The sequence below is a fragment of the Salinibacterium xinjiangense genome, from assembly GCF_014645015.1.
Taxonomy (GTDB): Bacteria; Actinomycetota; Actinomycetes; order Actinomycetales; family Microbacteriaceae; genus Rhodoglobus; species Rhodoglobus xinjiangensis.
The window spans coordinates 199,051-217,386 of sequence record NZ_BMLC01000001.1; the positions used below are offsets into that span (position 1 = coordinate 199,051).

General features: G+C 61.5%; 20 protein-coding genes, 4 tRNA genes and 1 pseudogene. 5 read left to right on the forward strand and 20 right to left on the reverse strand.

The window, feature by feature from the left end; genetic code table 11:
• Positions 1-4: 4 nt before the first annotated feature.
• The 15 genes from secF to IEW81_RS01015 form a co-directional block, all read right to left on the reverse strand.
• Positions 5-1,018, reverse strand: coding sequence for a protein translocase subunit SecF (gene secF, locus IEW81_RS00945; protein ID WP_097061810.1), 1,014 nt, complete (start codon positions 1,016-1,018; stop codon positions 5-7).
• Positions 1,018-2,781 (reverse strand): protein translocase subunit SecD, encoded by a 1,764-nt coding sequence (gene secD, locus IEW81_RS00950; protein WP_097061809.1) that lies wholly within the window; start codon positions 2,779-2,781, stop codon positions 1,018-1,020. Before secD ends, secF begins: the two co-directional genes overlap by 1 nt.
• 100 nt (positions 2,782-2,881) lie before the next feature.
• Complete coding sequence (locus tag IEW81_RS00955; RefSeq protein WP_097061808.1) at positions 2,882-3,343, reverse strand: preprotein translocase subunit YajC; 462 nt, start codon at positions 3,341-3,343, stop codon at positions 2,882-2,884.
• Between the two features lie 68 nt (positions 3,344-3,411).
• Positions 3,412-4,449, reverse strand: coding sequence for a Holliday junction branch migration DNA helicase RuvB (ruvB, locus tag IEW81_RS00960; protein ID WP_097061807.1), 1,038 nt, complete (start codon positions 4,447-4,449; stop codon positions 3,412-3,414).
• Positions 4,446-5,063, reverse strand: coding sequence for a Holliday junction branch migration protein RuvA (gene ruvA / locus IEW81_RS00965; RefSeq protein ID WP_097061806.1), 618 nt, complete (start codon positions 5,061-5,063; stop codon positions 4,446-4,448). Before ruvA ends, ruvB begins: the two co-directional genes overlap by 4 nt.
• Positions 5,060-5,623, reverse strand: a complete 564-nt coding sequence (ruvC, locus tag IEW81_RS00970) for a crossover junction endodeoxyribonuclease RuvC (RefSeq protein WP_097061805.1) — start codon at positions 5,621-5,623, stop codon at positions 5,060-5,062. Before ruvC ends, ruvA begins: the two co-directional genes overlap by 4 nt.
• Before the next feature lie 24 nt (positions 5,624-5,647).
• Positions 5,648-6,406: a YebC/PmpR family DNA-binding transcriptional regulator gene (locus IEW81_RS00975; protein WP_097061804.1), complete on the reverse strand. Its 759-nt coding sequence runs from the start codon at positions 6,404-6,406 to the stop codon at positions 5,648-5,650.
• Between the two features lie 38 nt (positions 6,407-6,444).
• The gene (locus tag IEW81_RS00980; RefSeq protein WP_097061803.1) at positions 6,445-7,050 is read right to left on the reverse strand and encodes a hypothetical protein; all 606 of its coding nucleotides are present in this window, start codon (positions 7,048-7,050) and stop codon (positions 6,445-6,447) included.
• Between the two features lie 48 nt (positions 7,051-7,098).
• Positions 7,099-7,698, reverse strand: a complete 600-nt coding sequence (gene pdxT / locus IEW81_RS00985; RefSeq protein ID WP_229671184.1) for a pyridoxal 5'-phosphate synthase glutaminase subunit PdxT — start codon at positions 7,696-7,698, stop codon at positions 7,099-7,101.
• On the reverse strand, positions 7,688-8,602 hold the full coding sequence (pdxS, locus tag IEW81_RS00990; RefSeq protein ID WP_097061801.1) for a pyridoxal 5'-phosphate synthase lyase subunit PdxS: 915 nt from the start codon (positions 8,600-8,602) through the stop codon (positions 7,688-7,690). Before pdxS ends, pdxT begins: the two co-directional genes overlap by 11 nt.
• Positions 8,603-8,679: 77 nt before the next feature.
• Complete coding sequence (locus IEW81_RS00995) at positions 8,680-9,249, reverse strand: HIT family protein (RefSeq protein WP_097061800.1); 570 nt, start codon at positions 9,247-9,249, stop codon at positions 8,680-8,682.
• A gap of 7 nt (positions 9,250-9,256) precedes the next feature.
• On the reverse strand, positions 9,257-11,164 hold the full coding sequence (gene thrS / locus IEW81_RS01000; RefSeq protein ID WP_218840067.1) for a threonine--tRNA ligase: 1,908 nt from the start codon (positions 11,162-11,164) through the stop codon (positions 9,257-9,259).
• Positions 11,165-11,325: 161 nt separating this feature from the next.
• Positions 11,326-11,397: transfer RNA gene (locus IEW81_RS01005), tRNA-Val, on the reverse strand.
• Between the two features lie 58 nt (positions 11,398-11,455).
• Positions 11,456-11,526, reverse strand: a tRNA-Cys gene (locus IEW81_RS01010).
• A gap of 55 nt (positions 11,527-11,581) precedes the next feature.
• A tRNA-Gly gene (locus tag IEW81_RS01015) sits at positions 11,582-11,653 on the reverse strand.
• A 118-nt stretch (positions 11,654-11,771) separates the two neighbouring features.
• On the opposite strand from IEW81_RS01015, the gene IEW81_RS01020 reads away from it, so the two are divergent.
• From IEW81_RS01020 to IEW81_RS14615, 5 genes are all read left to right on the forward strand, one after another.
• Positions 11,772-11,844 (forward strand) — tRNA-Val (locus IEW81_RS01020).
• 683 nt (positions 11,845-12,527) lie between these two features.
• Complete coding sequence (locus IEW81_RS01025; protein WP_097061797.1) at positions 12,528-12,755, forward strand: hypothetical protein; 228 nt, start codon at positions 12,528-12,530, stop codon at positions 12,753-12,755.
• Between the two features lie 138 nt (positions 12,756-12,893).
• Entirely contained in the window at positions 12,894-13,424 is a 531-nt protein-coding gene (locus tag IEW81_RS01030; RefSeq protein ID WP_179691918.1) for a hypothetical protein, read from the forward strand.
• A gap of 3 nt (positions 13,425-13,427) precedes the next feature.
• Positions 13,428-14,234: an HTTM domain-containing protein gene (locus IEW81_RS01035; protein ID WP_143544736.1), complete on the forward strand. Its 807-nt coding sequence runs from the start codon at positions 13,428-13,430 to the stop codon at positions 14,232-14,234.
• 251 nt (positions 14,235-14,485) lie between these two features.
• Positions 14,486-14,824 (forward strand): GNAT family N-acetyltransferase, encoded by a 339-nt coding sequence (locus IEW81_RS14615; RefSeq protein ID WP_097061983.1) that lies wholly within the window; start codon positions 14,486-14,488, stop codon positions 14,822-14,824.
• Positions 14,825-15,235: 411 nt separating this feature from the next.
• Here IEW81_RS14615 and IEW81_RS01045 read toward each other — a convergent pair whose 3' ends face one another.
• From IEW81_RS01045 to IEW81_RS01065, 5 genes and pseudogenes are all read right to left on the reverse strand, one after another.
• Complete coding sequence (locus IEW81_RS01045; protein ID WP_188732653.1) at positions 15,236-15,784, reverse strand: hypothetical protein; 549 nt, start codon at positions 15,782-15,784, stop codon at positions 15,236-15,238.
• 57 nt (positions 15,785-15,841) lie between these two features.
• Positions 15,842-16,171: pseudogene (locus IEW81_RS01050) on the reverse strand (helix-turn-helix domain-containing protein); the annotation flags it as partial.
• 198 nt (positions 16,172-16,369) lie between these two features.
• Positions 16,370-16,912 (reverse strand): hypothetical protein, encoded by a 543-nt coding sequence (locus tag IEW81_RS01055; protein WP_143544676.1) that lies wholly within the window; start codon positions 16,910-16,912, stop codon positions 16,370-16,372.
• Positions 16,913-17,447: 535 nt separating this feature from the next.
• Entirely contained in the window at positions 17,448-17,669 is a 222-nt protein-coding gene (locus IEW81_RS01060) for a hypothetical protein (protein WP_097060901.1), read from the reverse strand.
• A 390-nt stretch (positions 17,670-18,059) separates the two neighbouring features.
• Complete coding sequence (locus tag IEW81_RS01065; RefSeq protein WP_143544675.1) at positions 18,060-18,284, reverse strand: hypothetical protein; 225 nt, start codon at positions 18,282-18,284, stop codon at positions 18,060-18,062.
• Positions 18,285-18,336 lie beyond the last annotated feature (52 nt).

An 18,336-nucleotide genomic window follows, 5' to 3' on the forward strand; every position in this document is an offset into this window, starting at 1 on the left:
GGCGCTACTTCCCGCTCGACAGGAGCCTGGACGCTTCGAGCTTCTTGCTGTGCGCAAGAATCGCGGGCTCGTTCTCGCGAAGTTGCGAATAGATCGGGGCCGCGATGAAGATCGTGGAGTACGTTCCGACGATGATTCCGATGAACAGCGACAGCGCGATATCCCGCAGGGTTCCAGCGCCGAGCACCACGGCACCGATGAAGAGAATCGCAGCCACGGGCAACGCCGCGACGACGCCCGTGTTGATCGACCGCACCAGCGTCTGGTTTACCGCGAGATTGACGGAACCAGCGAAGGTCCGCGGCGACGAGTTTGCATCCTCTGTCGTGTTCTCGCGGATCTTATCGAAGACCACGACTGTGTCGTAAAGCGAGAACCCGAGGATCGTCAAAAATCCGATCACGGCAGACGGCGTGATCTCGAAGCCGAGGGCGCCGTAGACGCCAGCGGTGATCACGATGTCATGCACGAGTGACGCAATGGCGGCGACAGACATCTTCCAGGTGCGGAAGTACAGGGCCATCAGTATCGCTGCTAACGCAAGGAACACGATGAGAGCGCGGATGGCCGAGCCGGTGATGTCTGCACCCCACGACGGGCCGATGAAGGAGGCGTTCACACTCGTGACGTCCACCTTGAACGCTGTTGCGAGAGCATCCCGTACCTGATTGGACTCCTCAGGCAGCAACTGCTCGGTCTGGACGCGCACCGAATCTCCGCCGACGATGGATACGCGAGGTGACGCTTGGGCATCGATACCAGTAACGGTGTCGGCGGCGAGGGTCTGGGCATCAGCCCGGGGACCGTCCTGGCCCAGGTCGGCAACCCCGGCAACCTGGAACTCCGACCCGCCCCGGAACTCGATGCCGAACACGAAGCCCCCGCGAGCGAGTGGCAACAGGACAGACAGCAGAATCATCACGCCGGCGATGGCGTACCAGAGTTTGCGGCGACCGACGAAGTTGATCGACCGCGCACCCGTGTAGAGGTCGTTGCCGAATTTCGCGAAGCTGGCCATCAGGAATCCTTCCCGTCGGTACTGGGTTTGGTGCCCGTGCGTGTATCGGCACCCGTGAGGGCAGCGGCCTTACGCTCGGCGATCGTCTGGCGCTTGGCGGCCTCACGCCCCGCTCCTGATTTCGCCGCGGAAAGCACAGGCGCCCTGAACTGGGCGCGACCGCGGTAGACAGCACCGAGGGCGTTCGGGTCGAGACCGCTGAGTGGATGTCCGCTCGCGAAGAACCTGGTCGAGGCGAGCAGTTGCAGGATCGGGTGGGTGAACAGGATGACGATGAGCACGTCGATCACGGTCGTGAGACCGAGAGTCAGCGCGAAGCCCCTGACGTTACCGACCGCGAGCACGAACAACACCACAGCGGAAAGCAGGTTCACGGCCTTCGCAGCGAAGATCGTGCGCAGGGCGCGCTTCCATCCTGCTTCGACGGAACCGGGCAGGCCGCGGCCGTCGCGCAGCTCATCTCGGATTCGCTCGAAGTAGACGATGAACGAGTCTGCCGTGAATCCGATGGCCACGATCAACCCTGCGACCCCCGCGAGCGACAGGCGGTAGCCCTGTCGCCAGGAGAGAATCGCGATCATCAGGTAGGTCAAGACGCCGGCAACGACGAGGGAGGCAACCGTCACCATGCCCAGCAGTCGGTACTGGAACAGCGAGTAGATGACGACGAGGATGAGCCCGATCAGGCCCGCGATGATGCCGCTATTGAGCTGCGACGCTCCGAGGGTCGCGGAGATCGTCTCGTTCGACTGCACCACGAAACTGATCGGCAGCGCGCCGAACTTCAGCTGGTCGGCGAGCGTCTTCGAGCTCTCCTGGGTGAACGAGCCGCTGATCTGCGGTTTGCCATCGGTGATGATCGCCTGTGTGGTGGGCGCCGAGATGACCTTGCCGTCGAGCACGATCGCGAACCGGTTACGGGAATCGCTGTTTGGGTCGAAGCCGCTCAGCCGCTCGGTCACCGTGGCGAACTCGCGAGTGCCCTTGTCGTTGAAGGTGATGAACACACCCCAGGTGCCGGTGCTCACGCCCTGGCTGTTGGAGATGAGACCGCTGGACGCATCGGAGATCGTGTCTCCGGAGACCTCGACAGGGCCGAGGATGTACTTATACGTGTATGTGCCGTCGACGGCCGCCTCGCACGTGATGAGCGGCTCGCCCTCTGGCGCGACATTGGTGTTGGCCGTATCGAGGGTTGCGCAATCGAAGTTGGTGTACTCGTCGAAGAGCGCCGGGCTCACCCAGTTCGGATCGCTGGCGTCGGTGGGCGCTGCGGTCGACGTCGTTGCCAGCGATGAGGTCGGAGTCGGCGTCGCCCCGGCTGTAGGCGCGGGCGTCGCTGTGGAGCCGACAGCACTCGTGGCAGCGACATCCGTGAAGATCACCGGTCGGAACTCGAGCTTTGCCGACGACTCGATGCGCCGCAGGGTCTCCTCATCCGGAGTTCCCGGGATCGACACGACGATGTTCGCTGCACCCTGGGTAGCGATCTCGGCTTCAGACACACCGCTGGCGTCGATGCGCTGGCGGATGATCGCCACGGCCTGGTCGAGCTGCTCACTGGAAGGAGAGGCCTCGCCTTCGCCGAGTTTCGGTGCAAGCGTGATCTGTGCCCCACCCTCGAGGTCGAGGGCGAGCTTCGGTGCCCACGACGCGTTGTCAAAGATGACCCCGTAGGCGAGGATGCCGGTGAGCCCCGCGGTGATGACGAGCAGCCACGCTAGTGAGCGCCACGCTTTCTTCACGGGAGTAGATCTTGCCACCAGGGGAACTCAGCTTTCTCTGTGGCCCGCAAACAGTGCAGGCACCCAAAAAGGTGCTGGCCGAACGTCCTGTGACGCCGGCCAGCACCAAGAGTAGTGCCTACTCTGAGGCCTTCTTTGCCGGCTCCGTGGATGACGTCACATCGCCGTCGACCCGCTCGCCGAACTCCGGCTTGCTCAGCTCGGAGGAACTGTCGTCGCGCGCGACACCGTCACTGGTGACGCCGTCGCGCTCAGCAGCCTCGCGGTTTGCGATGGCCATGGCCTCTTCGACCGAGCGGGGCTCGCCGGAGGTGCCGACTTCGTCGCCCACGACCTTGGCGATCGTCTGGCTGTGCACGCGCACGATGTTTCCCGGAGCGATCTCGAGTTCTGCGACCTTACTGGTCTCGTCGATGGAGATAAGCGTTCCGTACATGCCGAAGTTCGTCATCACCTCGGCCCCGGGGACGATCTGGGTGCGAAGCTCTTCCATCTGCGCTTTGCGCTTACGCGAGTTGCGGAACATAAAGAAGATGAGTACCGCCAGGATGGCGAGCATTCCGATAGTCAACGGATCCATGATTACCTTCCAAAAGGAGTCTGTAGGCCGGCGAGTCTAGACAGACTGCCTGAGAGGCCACCCCAAGATCATAGGTCATCCCCGAAGAGGGCAGGTTTGGGAGGCGGCTCCACCGCAGGGGTCAGGCCGAAGTGCTTCCAGGCGGCCCTGGTCGCGACCCTGCCTCGGGGGGTGCGTGTCAGGAGGCCGATCCGCACCAGGAACGGCTCCACAACCGACTCCACCGTCTCCGATTCCTCCCCGACAGAGACGGCGAGGGTGTTAAGTCCGACCGGCCCCCCATCGAACCTGGTGAGCACCGTCTGCATCACTGCACGATCGAGCCGGTCGAGCCCGAGCTCATCCACGTCGTACAGTTCGAGCGCAGCGTGAACGGCATCGATGCCGGCGCCCGAGCCCTTGACCAGGGCGTAGTCCCGCACACGACGCAGCAGCCGGTTGGCGATTCGCGGTGTTCCGCGGCAGCGACCAGCGATCTCCGCCAGGGCCACCCTGTCGATATCCAGCTCCAGCAGGGCCGCCGCGCGTTCCAGCACGAGCTCGAGCTCGGCCGTATCATAAAACTCGAGGTGCGCAGTAAATCCGAACCGGTCTCGAAGTGGATTCGGCAGCAACCCCGACCGTGTGGTCGCGCCGACCAGGGTGAATGGCGCGAGATCGAGGGGGATGGATGTCGCCCCAGCACCCTTGCCCACCATGATGTCGATGCGGAAATCCTCCATGGCGAGATACAGCATCTCTTCCGCCGAGCGGGCCATGCGGTGGATCTCGTCGATGAACAACACCTCGCCCGGCACCAGCGATGACAACACGGCTGCAAGGTCGCCCGCGTGCTGGATGGCCGGCCCACTCGACATGCGTAACGGCCGATTGCTCTCGTGCGCCACGATCATCGCGAGCGTCGTCTTGCCGAGCCCCGGCGGACCTGCCAGGAGGATGTGATCGGGGGTACGGTTCTGCATCCCGGCCGCCTGCAGCAACAACTGCAGCTGGCCGCGGACCTTCGACTGGCCGACGAATTCCGCGAGAGACTTGGGCCGGAGTGCTCCCTCAAAGGCGACCTCGGCTTCAGACTCCGGCGCAAGCCAGACGAGCGGATCGGTCATGTGGATGATCCTGCCAACTGGGGCCCGAGATTAGCCAGCGCAAGGCGCAGCAATGCTGGCACTGCTTCCCGCTCGGTCTCGTTCGCCTGGGCCAACGCATCCTCGGTCGCCTGCAGCGCGACGCGCTCCGGCCACCCCAGCCCAACCAGCGCGATTGTCACACTATCGCTGACCGTCGACGGTCGCGCGCGGGCGATTGTTCGCGTGGTCGCCATGGCATCGAGCTTTCCGGTGAGCGAGAGAACAATCAGTTTCGCTGTCTTCGGGCCGATGCCGGAGACCTTTCGGAACGCGGCGTCATCCTCGAGCGAGACGGCCTGTGCGATCTCGACAGGACTCATCGCCGCGAGCACCCCCATCGCGCTCTTCGGCCCGACCCCGGTCACGCCACGAAGCAGGTCGAAGGCTGCGAGTTCATCGGCTTCGGCGAAACCGAAGAGCGAGAGGTCGTCTTCTCGCACGATGAGGGCGGTGCGCACCGAGGCCTCGGCACCGACTCGAAGCGAGAGGGCGAACTGCGGCGTGACGTGCAGTGACAAGCCCACGCCGCCGACCTCGATCACCACCGTTGTACCGACCGCGGCCAGCACCGTTCCGCGCAGAGAAGAGATCATGAGTTCACCCTGCGAGCGGTTGTCGACTTCTCGGCTTCACGCCAGGCGCGCTGCGCCGGGGTGAGAGGGGCGCTGCCTGCCCCGACCGTCGGTCCCTTCCATGCGTGGCAGATGGCGATGGCCAGCGCGTCTGCCGCGTCCGCGGGCCTCGGCACTGCATCCAGTCCGAGCACCCTTGCCACCATGGCACCCACCTGCTTCTTGTCCGCGGAGCCATAGCCGGTGACCGCTGCTTTCACCTCGCTCGGGGTGTGCAGACCGACGGCAAGCCCTCTCGACGCCGCCACCTGGAGTGCGACGCCGCTCGCCTGGGCGGTGCCCATCACCGTTCTCAGGTTGTGCTGCGCGAACATCCGCTCCAGCCCGACCGCCTCCGGTTCGAATTCGTCGATGACCCCGGCAATGCCGGTTGCGATCGCCAGCAGCCGCCGTTCGAGCGCGAGGTCGTGAGCGGTCTCGATCACCCCGACGTACACGAGCCTGACGGTGCGAGTGGATGAGACATCCACCACTCCGACACCGCATCGGGTCAATCCGGGGTCGACGCCCAGCACTCTCATCCGGGCACCGAAGACGTCATGCTCCTAGTCTTCGTCCAATTCGGTCTGAACCTCTGGCGACACGTCGTAATTCGAATATATGTTCTGCACATCGTCTGAGTCTTCGAGTGCATCGATGAGCCTCATGACCCTGCGCGCGATGTCTGCGTCGACATCGACGGTGAGATTCGGCACGAACTCGGCCTCAGAGGAGTCGTAGTCGATTCCCGCGGCCTGCAGCGCTTCTCGAGCCGCGACGAGGTGGGCGGTGTCTGTGACAACCTCGAACCCCTCGCCCCGGTCATTGACCTCCTCGGCCCCCGCATCGAGCACAGCCACAAGGATGTCGTCTTCCGTGACACCGTCGACTTTCGTGATCGAGATGACGCCCTTGCGGGTGAAGTTGTATGCGACGCTTCCCGGGTCGGCGAGGTTGCCACCGTTACGGCTCATGAGGGTGCGAACGTCGGCAGCAGCGCGGTTCTTGTTGTCTGTGAGACATTCGACAAGCAGTGCGACGCCGCCTGGGCCGTATCCCTCGTAGATGATCGTCATGTAGTCGACCGCATCACCGAGCTGGCCCGAACCGCGTTTGACCGCTGAATCGATGTTGGAGTTCGGTACCGACGTTTTCTTCGCCTTCTGGATAGCGTCGACGAGGGTGGGGTTGCCCGAGAGATCGGCCCCGCCCATCTTTGCCGCGACTTCGATGTTCTTGATGAGTTTGGCGAACGACTTTGCACGGCGCGAATCCTTGATCGCTTTCTGGTGCTTGGTGGTTGCCCATTTGGAGTGGCCTGACATGAACAACATCCTAACCAAGCACCGGATGCACGGCTCCCCTACTGGTCGAGCCTGACCCCGGCAGACTTCAGTTCGAGCCGCGCGAGTGCCAGCATGACGGTCTCGTCTCCCCTGCGCCAGGCATCCATCGCATGGGGGCTGACGCTCGACAGCGCGGAGATCTCCTGGTTCGCAAGCGCACGGAGCGCCAGCAGGTCGATCCCGGCGCCGGAATCCCGCACCCTGCGAGCACGGGCCGCATTCCGAACGAAACGCATCCGCGGACGCAGCCAGATCATGAGGATCATGAGGATCGGAATCGCGGCGGTACCCACGCCCAGCCCGGTCGCCAGTTGCGACACCGCGACCTGCTGGCTCTGGCCCGCATCCTGCAGTGCCCGGCCCGCGTTGCTCGCACCATCGAAGGGCACCCTGATGCCGCTGCCGATCAGCGGGATGCCGCCGAGGGTCGTGCCAGCCTCGACCATCGTGTCCCTGAACCCCGAACCCGCGGTCTCCATCTGCACTCCGAAGGTCGACAGGTTCGCCAATAGCTGGAACACCGTTGCTCCCAGCCAGGCGCAGGCTGCTATGGCGAGAACAGCGACGACATCCCCGATGATCTGGCGGGAGCGTCGTGGAGCGAAATCCGAATAGAGGTTCATCCATCCATGATTGCGCAGTGCCACCGGTTCGACTCGGACGGAAGTCGGTTACGCGGCAGCGACCCTGTCGAGGAAGTACTGGTGAAACCTCGTATCGCCGGTGATCTCCGGATGGAATGACGTGCCCAGCAGATTGTCTTGCTTCACGGCCACGACTCGACCGTCATCCAGCGACGCTAGTACGGTGGCTCTCGGCCCGACCGACTCCACCACGGGGGCACGGATGAACATGGCGTGCATCGGCGGTTCGCCCAGTACTGGCACGTCGAGGTCGGTCTCGAAGGAGTCGAGCTGCGAACCGAAGGCGTTGCGTCGAACCACGAGGTCGAAACCGCCGAGAGTCTGCTGTCCGTTGATCGCGTCGAGCAGCGTGTCAGCCAACATGATCAGCCCGGCACACGTGCCGTACATCGGCATACCTGACGCCACGGCGGCTTTCAATGGTTCAGCGAGGCCGAACAGCCGGCTGAGCTTGTCCATCACGCTCGACTCCCCACCGGGGATCACGAGCCCGCTCACACGCGCCAGCTCCTCCGGTCGCTTGACCGGTATCGCGTCAGCGCCGAGAGAGCGCAGAACCCCGATGTGCTCACGGAAGTCTCCCTGGAGAGCGAGAACCCCGACCGTCGGCGTCGTGCTACCAGCCACGCTCAGACAGGCGATGGGGAGCAGGCAGGTCAGACACGTTGATGCCGACCATGGCCTCGCCCAATCCTCGTGACGCCTGGGCAATAACGTCTGCATCCTCGTAGAAGGTGGTCGCCTTCACGATCGCCGCCGCGCGCTCGACGGGGTTGCCCGACTTGAATACGCCGGATCCGACGAACACGCCGTCTGCGCCGAGCTGCATCATCATCGCGGCATCAGCGGGCGTGGCCACTCCCCCAGCGGTGAACAGCACCACGGGAAGCCTGCCGGATTCGGCGACCTCGCGCACGAGGTCGTACGGCGCCTGCAGCTCTTTCGCCGCGACGTAGAGCTCATCCCTCGACCTGCCCTTGAGCGCGTTTATCTCGCCCAGGATGGTACGGATGTGCCTGGTGGCTTCGGAAACGTCTCCTGTGCCAGCCTCGCCCTTCGAGCGGATCATCGCAGCACCTTCGGAGATGCGCCTGAGTGCCTCACCGAGGTTGGTGGCGCCGCACACGAACGGTACCGAGAAGTTCCACTTGTCGATGTGGTTGGCGTAGTCGGCTGGGCTCAGCACTTCCGACTCGTCGATGAAGTCGACTTTGAGAGACTGCAGGATCTGCGCTTCGACGAAGTGGCCAATGCGCGCCTTCGCCATAACCGGGATTGATACGGCCTCGATGATGCCGTCGATCAGGTCTGGGTCGCTCATGCGAGCCACTCCACCCTGCGACCGGATGTCTGCGGGGACGCGCTCGAGGGCCATGACCGCGACGGCCCCGGCGTCTTCGGCGATCTTCGCCTGGTCGGCGTTGACAACGTCCATAATGACGCCGCCCTTGAGCATTTCTGCGAGTCCACGATTGACCCGGCTCGTGCCGAGCTGGCTCTGTCCCAATTTGTCTGCTGTGCTGTTTGTCATGATGCCTAATTCTACGTCTGGTGTGGATGCCACGGCTGCGGCCAATGGACATGCTGTGGCTTGGTCGGCTGCGGCCGTCAGTCGCGCGGGGGCCAGGCGTTGGCGATCTCTGCACGCACCTCGCCGAGGAGTCTCGGGACTGCCTTCGTGCCCGCGATGATGGGGAAGAAGTTGGAGTCGAACGCCCATCTCGGCACGATGTGCTGATGGAGGTGTTCCGCGATGCCGGCACCGGCGATGCGACCCTGGTTCATGCCGATGTTGAAGCCATCGACATTCGCCGTCTCTCTTAACACCCGCATGGCTACCTGCGTGAGTTCCCCGATTTCGGCGAGTTCCTGCGGTGTCGCCTCGTCGTAGGTCGCAACATGCCGATACGGGCATACAAGGAGGTGTCCGGTGTTGTACGGGTACAGGTTGAGCAGCACATAAGCCAGCGTTCCCCGCGCGACAATCAGGGCCTTCTCGTCGTCGAGCCTGGGAGCCTCGCAGAAGGGGCAATCATGCTGTTGGGGCGCCTTCTCGGAATTGCTCGAGATGTAGGCCATCCGGTACGGCGTCCACAGTCGCTGGAATGAATCGGGGACCGCTGCGAATCCGCTCGCAGGTTCACCCTCCCCCAGCTCGGTACCGTCGTAGTCCTTCACGCTGTCGTCAGACCTGCGCGCGGGTGGCGATGGATTCGGTGATGCGTGCTATCGCATCCGCGATCGGCACACCGTTCTCCTGGCTGCCGTCGCGGAACCTGAAGCTCACCGATCCGTTCGCGGCGTCTTCCTCACCAGCGATCAGCTGGTACGGCACCTTGAGCTTGGTGTGCGTGCGGATTTTCTTCTGCATCCGCTCGCTCGATGCATCGAGCTCGGCTCGCACACCGGCCGCCTTCAGCTGCGCGATGACCTCGCCGAGGTATTCCTCGTACGCCTCCGCAACGGGAATACCGACCACCTGCACCGGTGACAGCCAGACCGGGAATGCACCGGCATAATGCTCGGTGAGCACGCCGAAGAAGCGCTCGATCGAACCGAACAGTGCGCGATGGATCATGACGGGGCGCTGGCGGGAACCATCGGCGGCCGTGTACTCGAGATCGAAACGCTCGGGAAGGTTGAAGTCGAGCTGCACCGTGGACATCTGCCAGGTGCGGCCGATGGCATCCCTCGCCTGCACGGAAATCTTCGGGCCATAGAACGCGGCTCCACCCGGATCGGGCACCAACTCGAGGCCGGATTCGGTGGCCACCTCCCGCAGGGTGTCCGTCGCTTCGTCCCAGATCGCGTCGCCGCCCACGTACTTCTCGGGATCCTTCGTCGACAGCTCCAGGTAGAAATCGGTGAGGCCGTAGTCACGAAGCAGCGACAGGACGAAGTTGAGGGTATTGGTGAGCTCCTCCTTCATCCTCTCCTTCGTGGTGAAGATGTGCGCATCGTCCATAGTGAGTCCGCGAACACGGGTCAGCCCATGGATGACGCCGGACTTCTCGTTTCGATACACGGTACCGAACTCGAAGAACCGCAGAGGCAGGTCGCGGTACGAGCGGGCGCTGGAGCGGTACACGAGTATATGGAACGGGCAGTTCATGGGCTTGAGGTAGTAGTCGGCGCCCTGGCGGGTGATCTCCCCCTCCTCGTTGCGGGCCTCGTCGAGGTGCATCGGAGGGAACATTCCATCGGCGTACCAGCCGAGGTGGCCGGAGGTCTCGAACAGCTGTGACTTGGTGATGTGAGGGGTGTAGACGAAGTCGTACCCCTCCTCCTCGTGGCGCTTACGGGAGTAGTCCTCCATCTCACGCCGGATAATTCCGCCCTTCGGGTGGAACACGGCCAGCCCCGAACCGATCTCCTCGGGAAACGAAAAGAGGTCGAGCTCGGCGCCGAGTTTGCGATGATCGCGTTTGAGCGCCTCCTCCTGGCGAGCCTGGTAGCTGCGCAGGTCGTCTTTGGACGCCCATGCAGTGCCGTAGACCCGCTGGAGCTGCTTGTTCTTCTCCGAACCGCGCCAGTATGCAGCAGCAGTGCGGGTCAGGGCCCAGCCGTTGCCGATCATGCGGGTATTCGGAAGGTGCGGGCCGCGGCAGAGGTCTTTCCAGTAGACCTCGCCAGTCTTGCCGTCGACGTTCTCGTACATGGTCAGCTCAGCACCGCCCACCTCGACAGATTCACCGTCCTGGCCGCCCTCGGCATCGCCACCCTTCAGGCCGATCAGTTCGAGCTTGTACGGCTCGTCGGCAAGCTCGGCGCGCGCTTCGGCCTCGGTGACCACACGGCGCTGGAAGCGCTGGCCCTGGCGGATGATCCGATCCATGGCCTTCGTGATGGCCTTCACGTCATCCGGGGTCAGCGGTTCGGCGACATCGAAGTCGTAGTAAAAACCGTCGGTGACAGGCGGACCGATTCCGAGCCTCGCCTCCGGGTTGATCGACTGCAGCGCCTGCGCGGCGACGTGCGCCGCAGAGTGACGCAGGATCGCGAGACCATCAGGCGAATCGATCGTGACAGGCTCGACCGTGTCTGTCTCGCTGGTCGACGCCGCGAGGTCTCGTAGTTCGCCGTTGACGCGCATGGCGACGACGGACCGGTCGGTGAAAAGTTCGAATCCTGTACTCACCCCACAACTTTAGCGGCGGTGCGCGAGGCTCGGCGTGCGCTTCTGGCCAGCACCGCGGGGGAACCAACACCCCGGGAAAAAGGAATGGCCCCGACGATGTCGGGGCCATTCGTCCGTGAGCGATACTGGGATCGAACCAGCGACCTCTTCCGTGTCAGGGAAGCGCGCTACCGCTGCGCCAATCGCTCAAGTGCATGAAACTTATTTTGTTGTTCCGGGCTGAAGTTCTGCTGCCTCGGGCTTTCGAGGTGACGACGGGATTTGAACCCGTGTACACGGCTTTGCAGGCCGTTGCCTCGCCTCTCGGCCACGCCACCGCATGCGGGAAGGTCAGAAACCACAAATTTCGTAGGTTCTGACGCTTCCCACTCGAGCGGATGACGAGATTCGAACTCGCGACCCTCACCTTGGCAAGGTGATGCGCTACCACTGCGCCACATCCGCACTGCCCGCATTGCTGCGTGCTAGATGACTGTATCTGAAGTCGGCGGCGAGAGCCAATCGTGTGACAGCCGTGTCGCGAACCTGTGGCAGGATACTGATTACAGAAAGACGTGGTCACGGGCGATTGGCGCAGTTGGTAGCGCGCTTCCTTCACACGGAAGAGGTCATCGGTTCGAGTCCGGTATCGCCCACAGAAAGCACTTGGAATCCCGCGGATCTGGATGCCACTTAGATAAGCGAGTTTGTGAGCTCGTCCAGCTCCGCACATAGATCCCCACGAAACTTCACGGACGCGCTGAATCCCCGAGGACCCCGATGCGGCTCCTGATTGACGGATATCTATCTGTATCCGTGGGGCTCGCCCGCAACACGATGGCCCAGCGCCGCTCACAAGCCCAGAACTGGGTACTCCCAAGTGGGGCGATTGGGCTGTCGGTAACGTCAGCAAGCAGGCAGTTGAACAGTGGATCGAAGAGATGCCCAAGGCAGGCACCATCGGGGAGACGATCCGCAAGTGTCATCAGCTTCTCGTCAGCGTGACACATCGGGCCGTCGATCAGCACCTGATCAACCGCAACCCCGTCACGGGGGTTCGGATGCCTCGCACCATGCGCGAAAGTTCCCGCTTGATGCTCGACTTACTCCTAAACCCTTCGCTGCAGGACCTTCTCATAACGAGCTGATATGACTGTAATACTCTTTGTTTTCATAGTTGACGAAAGATGATTCTCAGAATAGACATTAGGTAGCTGAACCGACCTGGCCCGCCTTTCTGCGGATCGGCATGCCTGATTATGAGCGGCCGCAAGTCATCCTGAATTAACAGTGAGAGAGCGTCGATACGATGTCTCCAAGCACGAAAGACGGAACGCACATGGCTATCAGCCTCACAGATCACGAACTCGCGACCCTCGACAGCTTCGTCGCCCCTGACGATGCCAATGACGACTGGGTCATCACGGACGGCGGTTCGGCAATCCGTTGCGATATAGAGGGTATGAGCGAGGAGCTTGCAAAAGCTCCCGTAGAACACCGATCAGCACAGACGTTGGAGGTCCTCCGGGCCTACCAGGCGGACGCAATTGCCGCCCGATCGAAATGACCCGAATTCTGCTTCGTATTCGCAGATCATCAACAGCTGCCTGCTACCAGCATCGGTGAGCGGTCCTGCCACGAGTTCGCTCAGTCGCTCCCGTTACAAACCATTCGCCGACCAATTCGATCTGGGGAAGATCACATGATGATTGATATTGCAAGCTCCGTATTCGGGGTTATTGGAATCGTTGTTTTCTCTGTCTGGTTTTTACTGACGATCGCATTTCAGAAAAATAATCGGCTAAGCCGGCTCACAACACGATTTGACCGGTTCACGCTCATCCCAAAATGGTCATTTTTTACGCCAGATCCCGGTGCGAGCAACTATCACCTTGTTTATCGCAGTCGTGACGATGAAACGACTGTCAGTCCGTGGCTGGAATTGAATTTATCCCCGAGAGGACTTCTCTTTCCCCTCTGGAACCCTCGAAAACGCTATCGAGAAGGCATGATCGAATTGTTTCACCTGCTGGCGCTTTCCAGCATCAACAGCTCTGCAGAGCGGCTTCAGTTCACAGCGCCGTACGTGATCCTGCTTGACGTTGCGCGCAAGCGACTCGGAGGTTCATTGTCGGCGCAGGCGTTCTACCAGTTTGCTGTGGTTGAAACACGTGGTCCAAGCGGAGCTTCTGCGCCACGCGTTCGTTTCTACTCGCTGACCCACCCGGTGTCATAAGCCATGTTGACAATCGAAACTGCCGCACGAATCACCGCCATTATCGTGGGCGTAGGCATTCTTCAGGGTTCTTTGCAATTGCTTTTGAGTTTGAAGGAATTCGGCTCTAGTGGGCTGTTTGACTGGAATAGCAGACAGGTCACCGCCAGGTCACACGGTGGGTCACGTGGATGGATGGTCGGGCGCACCGGCTTAGTGTCGCTGCGTATTGTTGTGGTTGCTCGAATCGTCTGTTCCATAGCGCTCATCATTCCGTTTCAAAGCAACCTGCTCTACGCCCTGTACGCAACGGTTATTTTGCTGTCAAGCCTTTTCCTGTCCTACCAAATTCGCTATGGCAAAGATGGCTCCAATCAAATATCGTTCATCATCCTTGCGGGCTTGGCATTCACCTTCCTGATCCCACCGTCGAGTCCTTTTCAAGCCGTGGGTTTGTATTTCATCGCGGCGCAAGCTGTGTTCTCGTATTTCGCTGCGGGAATATCGAAGATATCCAACGCTCAGTGGCGTCAAGGATCTGCGCTGCAAAGCATTCTCAATACCGCTACTTATGGACACCCCACGGCCGCGGCCGTACTCCTTCGACGACCTTGGCTTGGAGGCTTCGTCGGATGGTCAGTTATCGTCGTGGAGATCATTTTCCCTGTAGCGCTTGTGGCTCCTCCTGGCCTACTGGTTCCTCTGCTTTTTGCCGGGGTTATGCTCCATCTCGCAACGGCCGTGCTGATCGGCCTCGACACTTTCTTCTGGGCCTTCACGGCGACATTTCCGGCGATCATCTTCGTGAACGGGGTTCTCCTCGCCAGGTAGAACAGCAGTGAAGTGTTAGGACACTTCATCGCTCTTATCGGTGGGAACGTTGCGTTGTGCGAACCGCTCACCCCGTAAGAGTTTTCGATTAAGGCGTTTGTAGTGAAGATGATGTGCGACGCAGATCGTGGTTCCCGTGTTCTCCGCGTTGAGGTCAGCGGGCCGGCTGACATGGGGACGTTTTGCTGCACTGTGCACTCGACGCGGTCGCATCGACCGGTCTGGGGCCTTTGACATCGATCGGGACCGTGATGGTTGGCCACGACGGACACCGCGGCTGGCTGTACTACCTGGCCGTTGATGCGAACCGGCGTGGGACCGGCGTGCGAAGACAAATGACGTCAGCCGCGGAAAACTGGCTGCGCGAACATGGCGCCGTGAAAGTTCCGCCCATGGTCCGCACGACTAATGAGGCAGAACTCGGATTCTATGAGCACCTCGGCTATGACGACGCCACCGTTAGGGCTCGGTCAAAGCGACTAGTCCAGATGGCTCCGGCTGAGCCTATCCTTCGCAAGTCTGGCCTCGACCACATGACGAGAACCCCTCCGACGCCCACCGATGACGGCGCCCAACAGGACCTGATCTGATTGCTCCTGCCTGACGACGACCTTGTGTCGACATCGGATGGCGAGGATGCCCGCAAAGGGAATCCTGAACGGGGAGCTATCCCTGAGCAGGTGTTTTCCGCGCAGGGATCTGGATTGGGTAACCCGGCGCCTTCATCGGAGGCGCTCTGGGGCCCGGGAATCGGTGGCAAGCCGGAGAGGTCGCACTCCTGCGGCGCTGCCGTAGCTGCTCGTTCAGGCCACGTCGGCTGATCGACGGCTCGGACTCGCGCAATGTGAATTTCTCAGACAGCCAAAACCGTTCGCACGAGTTCGGAGAGTTGCTCGACCCGGATCCCGCGCCGCTATAGGAAAGCGTTCAACGTCTGGCCAGAAACGTTTCGCTATAGATGACGCTGCGCGCGGCTGGCGCTCATGGTCTCCCGCCTGAGTTCAGGCCAATGCGGCCAACTCTTCCCGTACCCATGAAGACAGCAGGTCAACTGCCACCTCACGCCCAGACCGAACAACGCCGACCGCTTCTTTATATACGACATCACGCACGGGAAGAGGTAACCCTCTTCCCACCTCCAGCATCGTCAACCCATTCCTGAAATCACGCTTGCTGCCCTTATAAATCACCCAGTGCGCACCAGGGATAGCGGCAATCAACACTTCACCGAGATACGCCTGCACGTCATCGATCAGTGCAAGCTGACTCGACGTGAACGGACCACTGCCGGGAACTCCACTCTCGGCTGTGGGTCTTGCCGGGTTCCACCAGGACGGCAGATCCACCGTTTCTGTGTCGTGCCGTTCCTTGATGAGTGTCAGAAACCATTCGTTCACCGCATCCAGGCTTTCGATACTGCCATCGAGTTGCGGATCACCGGGCCCGCTCAACCGAAGCCGAAGACGCGCCAGCGCCGGTTCCAACTCCCGCACATACGCCTCGTGCAGCTCCTTGCGCTTTTCGCGACTGGCGTTCATGGTGTCCCACATAATCTCAGGCTACCCACAGGCTGAAAGAGATACCGAGACGCTCAAGCCGCTCAAGCAGCCCGGCAGGTTGTTGCGGCGCAGTTCCCGCGAGATCGTCGACGCCCACCGACCCACCGCAACCCCGATCTGTCTCAACGGCTGCCCCATCGCGCGGCGCACCGCGATGTCTTCCCGTTCGGCGAAGGTCAAACATCGGCTCTTCAGATCCCGGCCGCGCCGCGGTCGAACGCCGCCAGCATTGGTCAGAATTCGTCGCCCGGTCCGCCTGCTCGTCTCGATCAACGCGACCGCTTCCGAGATGACATCCCCCGCCTGCATCCGCGCCAAAAATACCTGAGTCAGATCCGGTCGAATGAAGATCGAATACTTCGCCATGACAACACCCATCCAACAATTGGTGCAATCACCGCAAGAATCCAAGGAACCTTGAACGGGCAGTAATTCCTGAGAGCTTGTTCCCGGCCGAGGGATCTTGGTTGAGCCAACCCGGCATGTATCAGGGGCGTAGAGCCCGAGACCGGAGGTATGCCTGAGCCGTCGCGGTTTCGGAGCACAGCCGCTACTTGCTCGCGCAGCTAAGTTCCCTCAGCGAGCTAAAGCCGTCCGGACGAGTTCGGAGAGTTGCTTGACTGGGACCTCACGCCGATAGAGGAAAGCGCCCAAGGCTTCGCCGTACACAATGCCTTGCACGGCGAACGGCATCCCTTTCCCTGTCTGCAGCATCGTCTGGCCGTTCCTGAAATCGAGTTTGTGGCCTTTGTAGATCACCCATGTCGCGTCGGGACGTGCGTTCGTCATCACTTCACCGACATACGCCTGCATCTCTTCGATCAGTGCAAGCTGACCTGACGTGAATGGACCACTGCCCGGAACATCGCTCTCGGCTGTGGGGCTTGCCGGGTCCCACCAGGACGGCAGGTCCGCCGTCTCCGCCTCTCTTGGTTCGAGTATTCGTGTCAGGAACCATGCATTGACTGCGTCCAGACTTTCGACACTGCCATCGAGTTGCGGATCGCCGGGCCCGCTCAACCGCTTCCGAAGACGCGCCTGCGCCGGTTCCAACTCCCGCACATATGCCTCGTGCAGCTCCTCGCGCTTTTCGCGACTGGCGTTCATGGTGTCCCACATAATCTCAGGCTACCCACAGGCTGAAAGGGATACCGAGACGCTTAAGCCGCTTAAGCAGCTCGACGTCTGGCCCAAGGGTGTTATTGCGACTCGTGAAGAAATGCCATTCGACTGTATCGACAACACTTTTTTTGTCGAGTCTCATGGCGACGTCGCGGTCGGCCTGGATTGCTGCGCGCGGCTGGCGCGCATGGTGTCCCGCCTGAGTTCAGGCCAAGGCGGCCAACTCTTTCCGCACCCATGAGGACAGCGTGTCAACTGCCACCTCACGCCCAGACCGAACAACGCCAACCGCTTCTTTGTATACGACATCACGCACGGGAAGAGGTGACCCTCTCCCCACCTCCAGCATCGTCAACCCATTCCTGAAATCACGCTTGCTGCCCTTATAAATCACCCAGTGCGCACCAGGGATAGCGGCAATCAACACTTCACCGAGATACGCCTGCACGTCATTGATGAGCGCAAGCTGACTCGACGTGAACGGACCACTGCCGGGAACCCCACTCTCGGCTGTGGGTCTTGCCGGGTTCCACTAGGACGGCAGATCCACCGTTTCTGTGTCGTGCCGTTCCTTGATGAGTGACAGAAACCATTCGTTCACCGCATCCAGGCTTTCGATACTGCCATCGAGTTGCGGATCACCGGGCCCGCTCAACCGAATCCGAAGACGCGCCAGCGCCGGCTCCAACTCCCGCACATACGCCTCATGCAGTTCCTTGCGCTTTTCGCGACTGGCGCTCATGGTGTCCCACATAATCTCAGGCTACCCACAGGGTGAAGGGGATACCGAGGCGATCAAGCCGCTTGAGCAGAGCGACGTCATGAGGCGGGAGCCTGACCACAGGGGTCGAGAAAAATCCGGTCTTCATGGGGCGACCGTCTCCGCGTGATGTTGCCCAGCAAGTTCATTCTTTGAAGGACGTTCAACGCATCCGGCACAACTATCGGTGCGCGCGCGCTCTGAACATCCCCACGTTCGGGGAAATCGTCAGAGAGACCAGCTGCAACACCCCGCACAGACGGCCGCAAGGCGGAAGGCGGCCGGGACACGTGTGGTAGCGATCAACAACACTCGTTGCGGTCCGTAGGGGCGACCTGCGCATACAGCCGACCGAAGGAGACCAGAAATCGCGAGCCCTCTGCACTATTTCTTAGCGGCTTCCGCGGCGCTGTCAGTCTCGTCGTTGACCGTCAACGAGAGTATGAAGCCATAAAGATCGGCGGTGTCGTCGTCGAAGGCATTTTCGTATGATCCATGGTGGTTATTCGCGCCAGCGCCGTGACTAGTCTCGTTTTGCGCAAGCCAGCCCTGGCGCATCCATGAACCGGAGGTGTCTGCTACGGACTGCTGTTTGGCTTCCCCCGTCACGGGAACGAGACCTGCTGTCGTTTGAACCTGCCGACACCGGACGCTCATGAGC

Excerpts from the sequence above, each read along its gene's own strand:
- secF (WP_097061810.1), bottom strand. The coding sequence starts at position 1,018 with ATGGCCAGCTTCGCGAAATTCGGCAACGACCTCTACACGGGTGCGCGG.
- IEW81_RS00955 (WP_097061808.1), bottom strand. The coding sequence starts at position 3,343 with ATGGATCCGTTGACTATCGGAATGCTCGCCATCCTGGCGGTACTCATC.
- ruvB (WP_097061807.1), bottom strand. The coding sequence starts at position 4,449 with ATGACCGATCCGCTCGTCTGGCTTGCGCCGGAGTCTGAAGCCGAGGTC.
- ruvA (WP_097061806.1), bottom strand. The coding sequence starts at position 5,063 with ATGATCTCTTCTCTGCGCGGAACGGTGCTGGCCGCGGTCGGTACAACG.
- ruvC (WP_097061805.1), bottom strand. The coding sequence starts at position 5,623 with ATGAGAGTGCTGGGCGTCGACCCCGGATTGACCCGATGCGGTGTCGGA.
- IEW81_RS00975 (WP_097061804.1), bottom strand. The coding sequence starts at position 6,406 with ATGTCAGGCCACTCCAAATGGGCAACCACCAAGCACCAGAAAGCGATC.
- IEW81_RS00980 (WP_097061803.1), bottom strand. The coding sequence starts at position 7,050 with ATGAACCTCTATTCGGATTTCGCTCCACGACGCTCCCGCCAGATCATC.
- pdxS (WP_097061801.1), bottom strand. The coding sequence starts at position 8,602 with ATGACAAACAGCACAGCAGACAAATTGGGACAGAGCCAGCTCGGCACG.
- thrS (WP_218840067.1), bottom strand. The coding sequence starts at position 11,164 with ATGCGCGTCAACGGCGAACTACGAGACCTCGCGGCGTCGACCAGCGAG.
- IEW81_RS01025 (WP_097061797.1), top strand. The coding sequence starts at position 12,528 with ATGGCTATCAGCCTCACAGATCACGAACTCGCGACCCTCGACAGCTTC.
- IEW81_RS01030 (WP_179691918.1), top strand. The coding sequence starts at position 12,894 with ATGATTGATATTGCAAGCTCCGTATTCGGGGTTATTGGAATCGTTGTT.
- IEW81_RS01035 (WP_143544736.1), top strand. The coding sequence starts at position 13,428 with ATGTTGACAATCGAAACTGCCGCACGAATCACCGCCATTATCGTGGGC.
- IEW81_RS14615 (WP_097061983.1), top strand. The coding sequence starts at position 14,486 with ATGGTTGGCCACGACGGACACCGCGGCTGGCTGTACTACCTGGCCGTT.
- IEW81_RS01045 (WP_188732653.1), bottom strand. The coding sequence starts at position 15,784 with ATGTGGGACACCATGAACGCCAGTCGCGAAAAGCGCAAGGAGCTGCAC.
- IEW81_RS01055 (WP_143544676.1), bottom strand. The coding sequence starts at position 16,912 with ATGTGGGACACCATGAACGCCAGTCGCGAAAAGCGCGAGGAGCTGCAC.
- IEW81_RS01060 (WP_097060901.1), bottom strand. The coding sequence starts at position 17,669 with ATGTGGGACACCATGAGCGCCAGTCGCGAAAAGCGCAAGGAACTGCAT.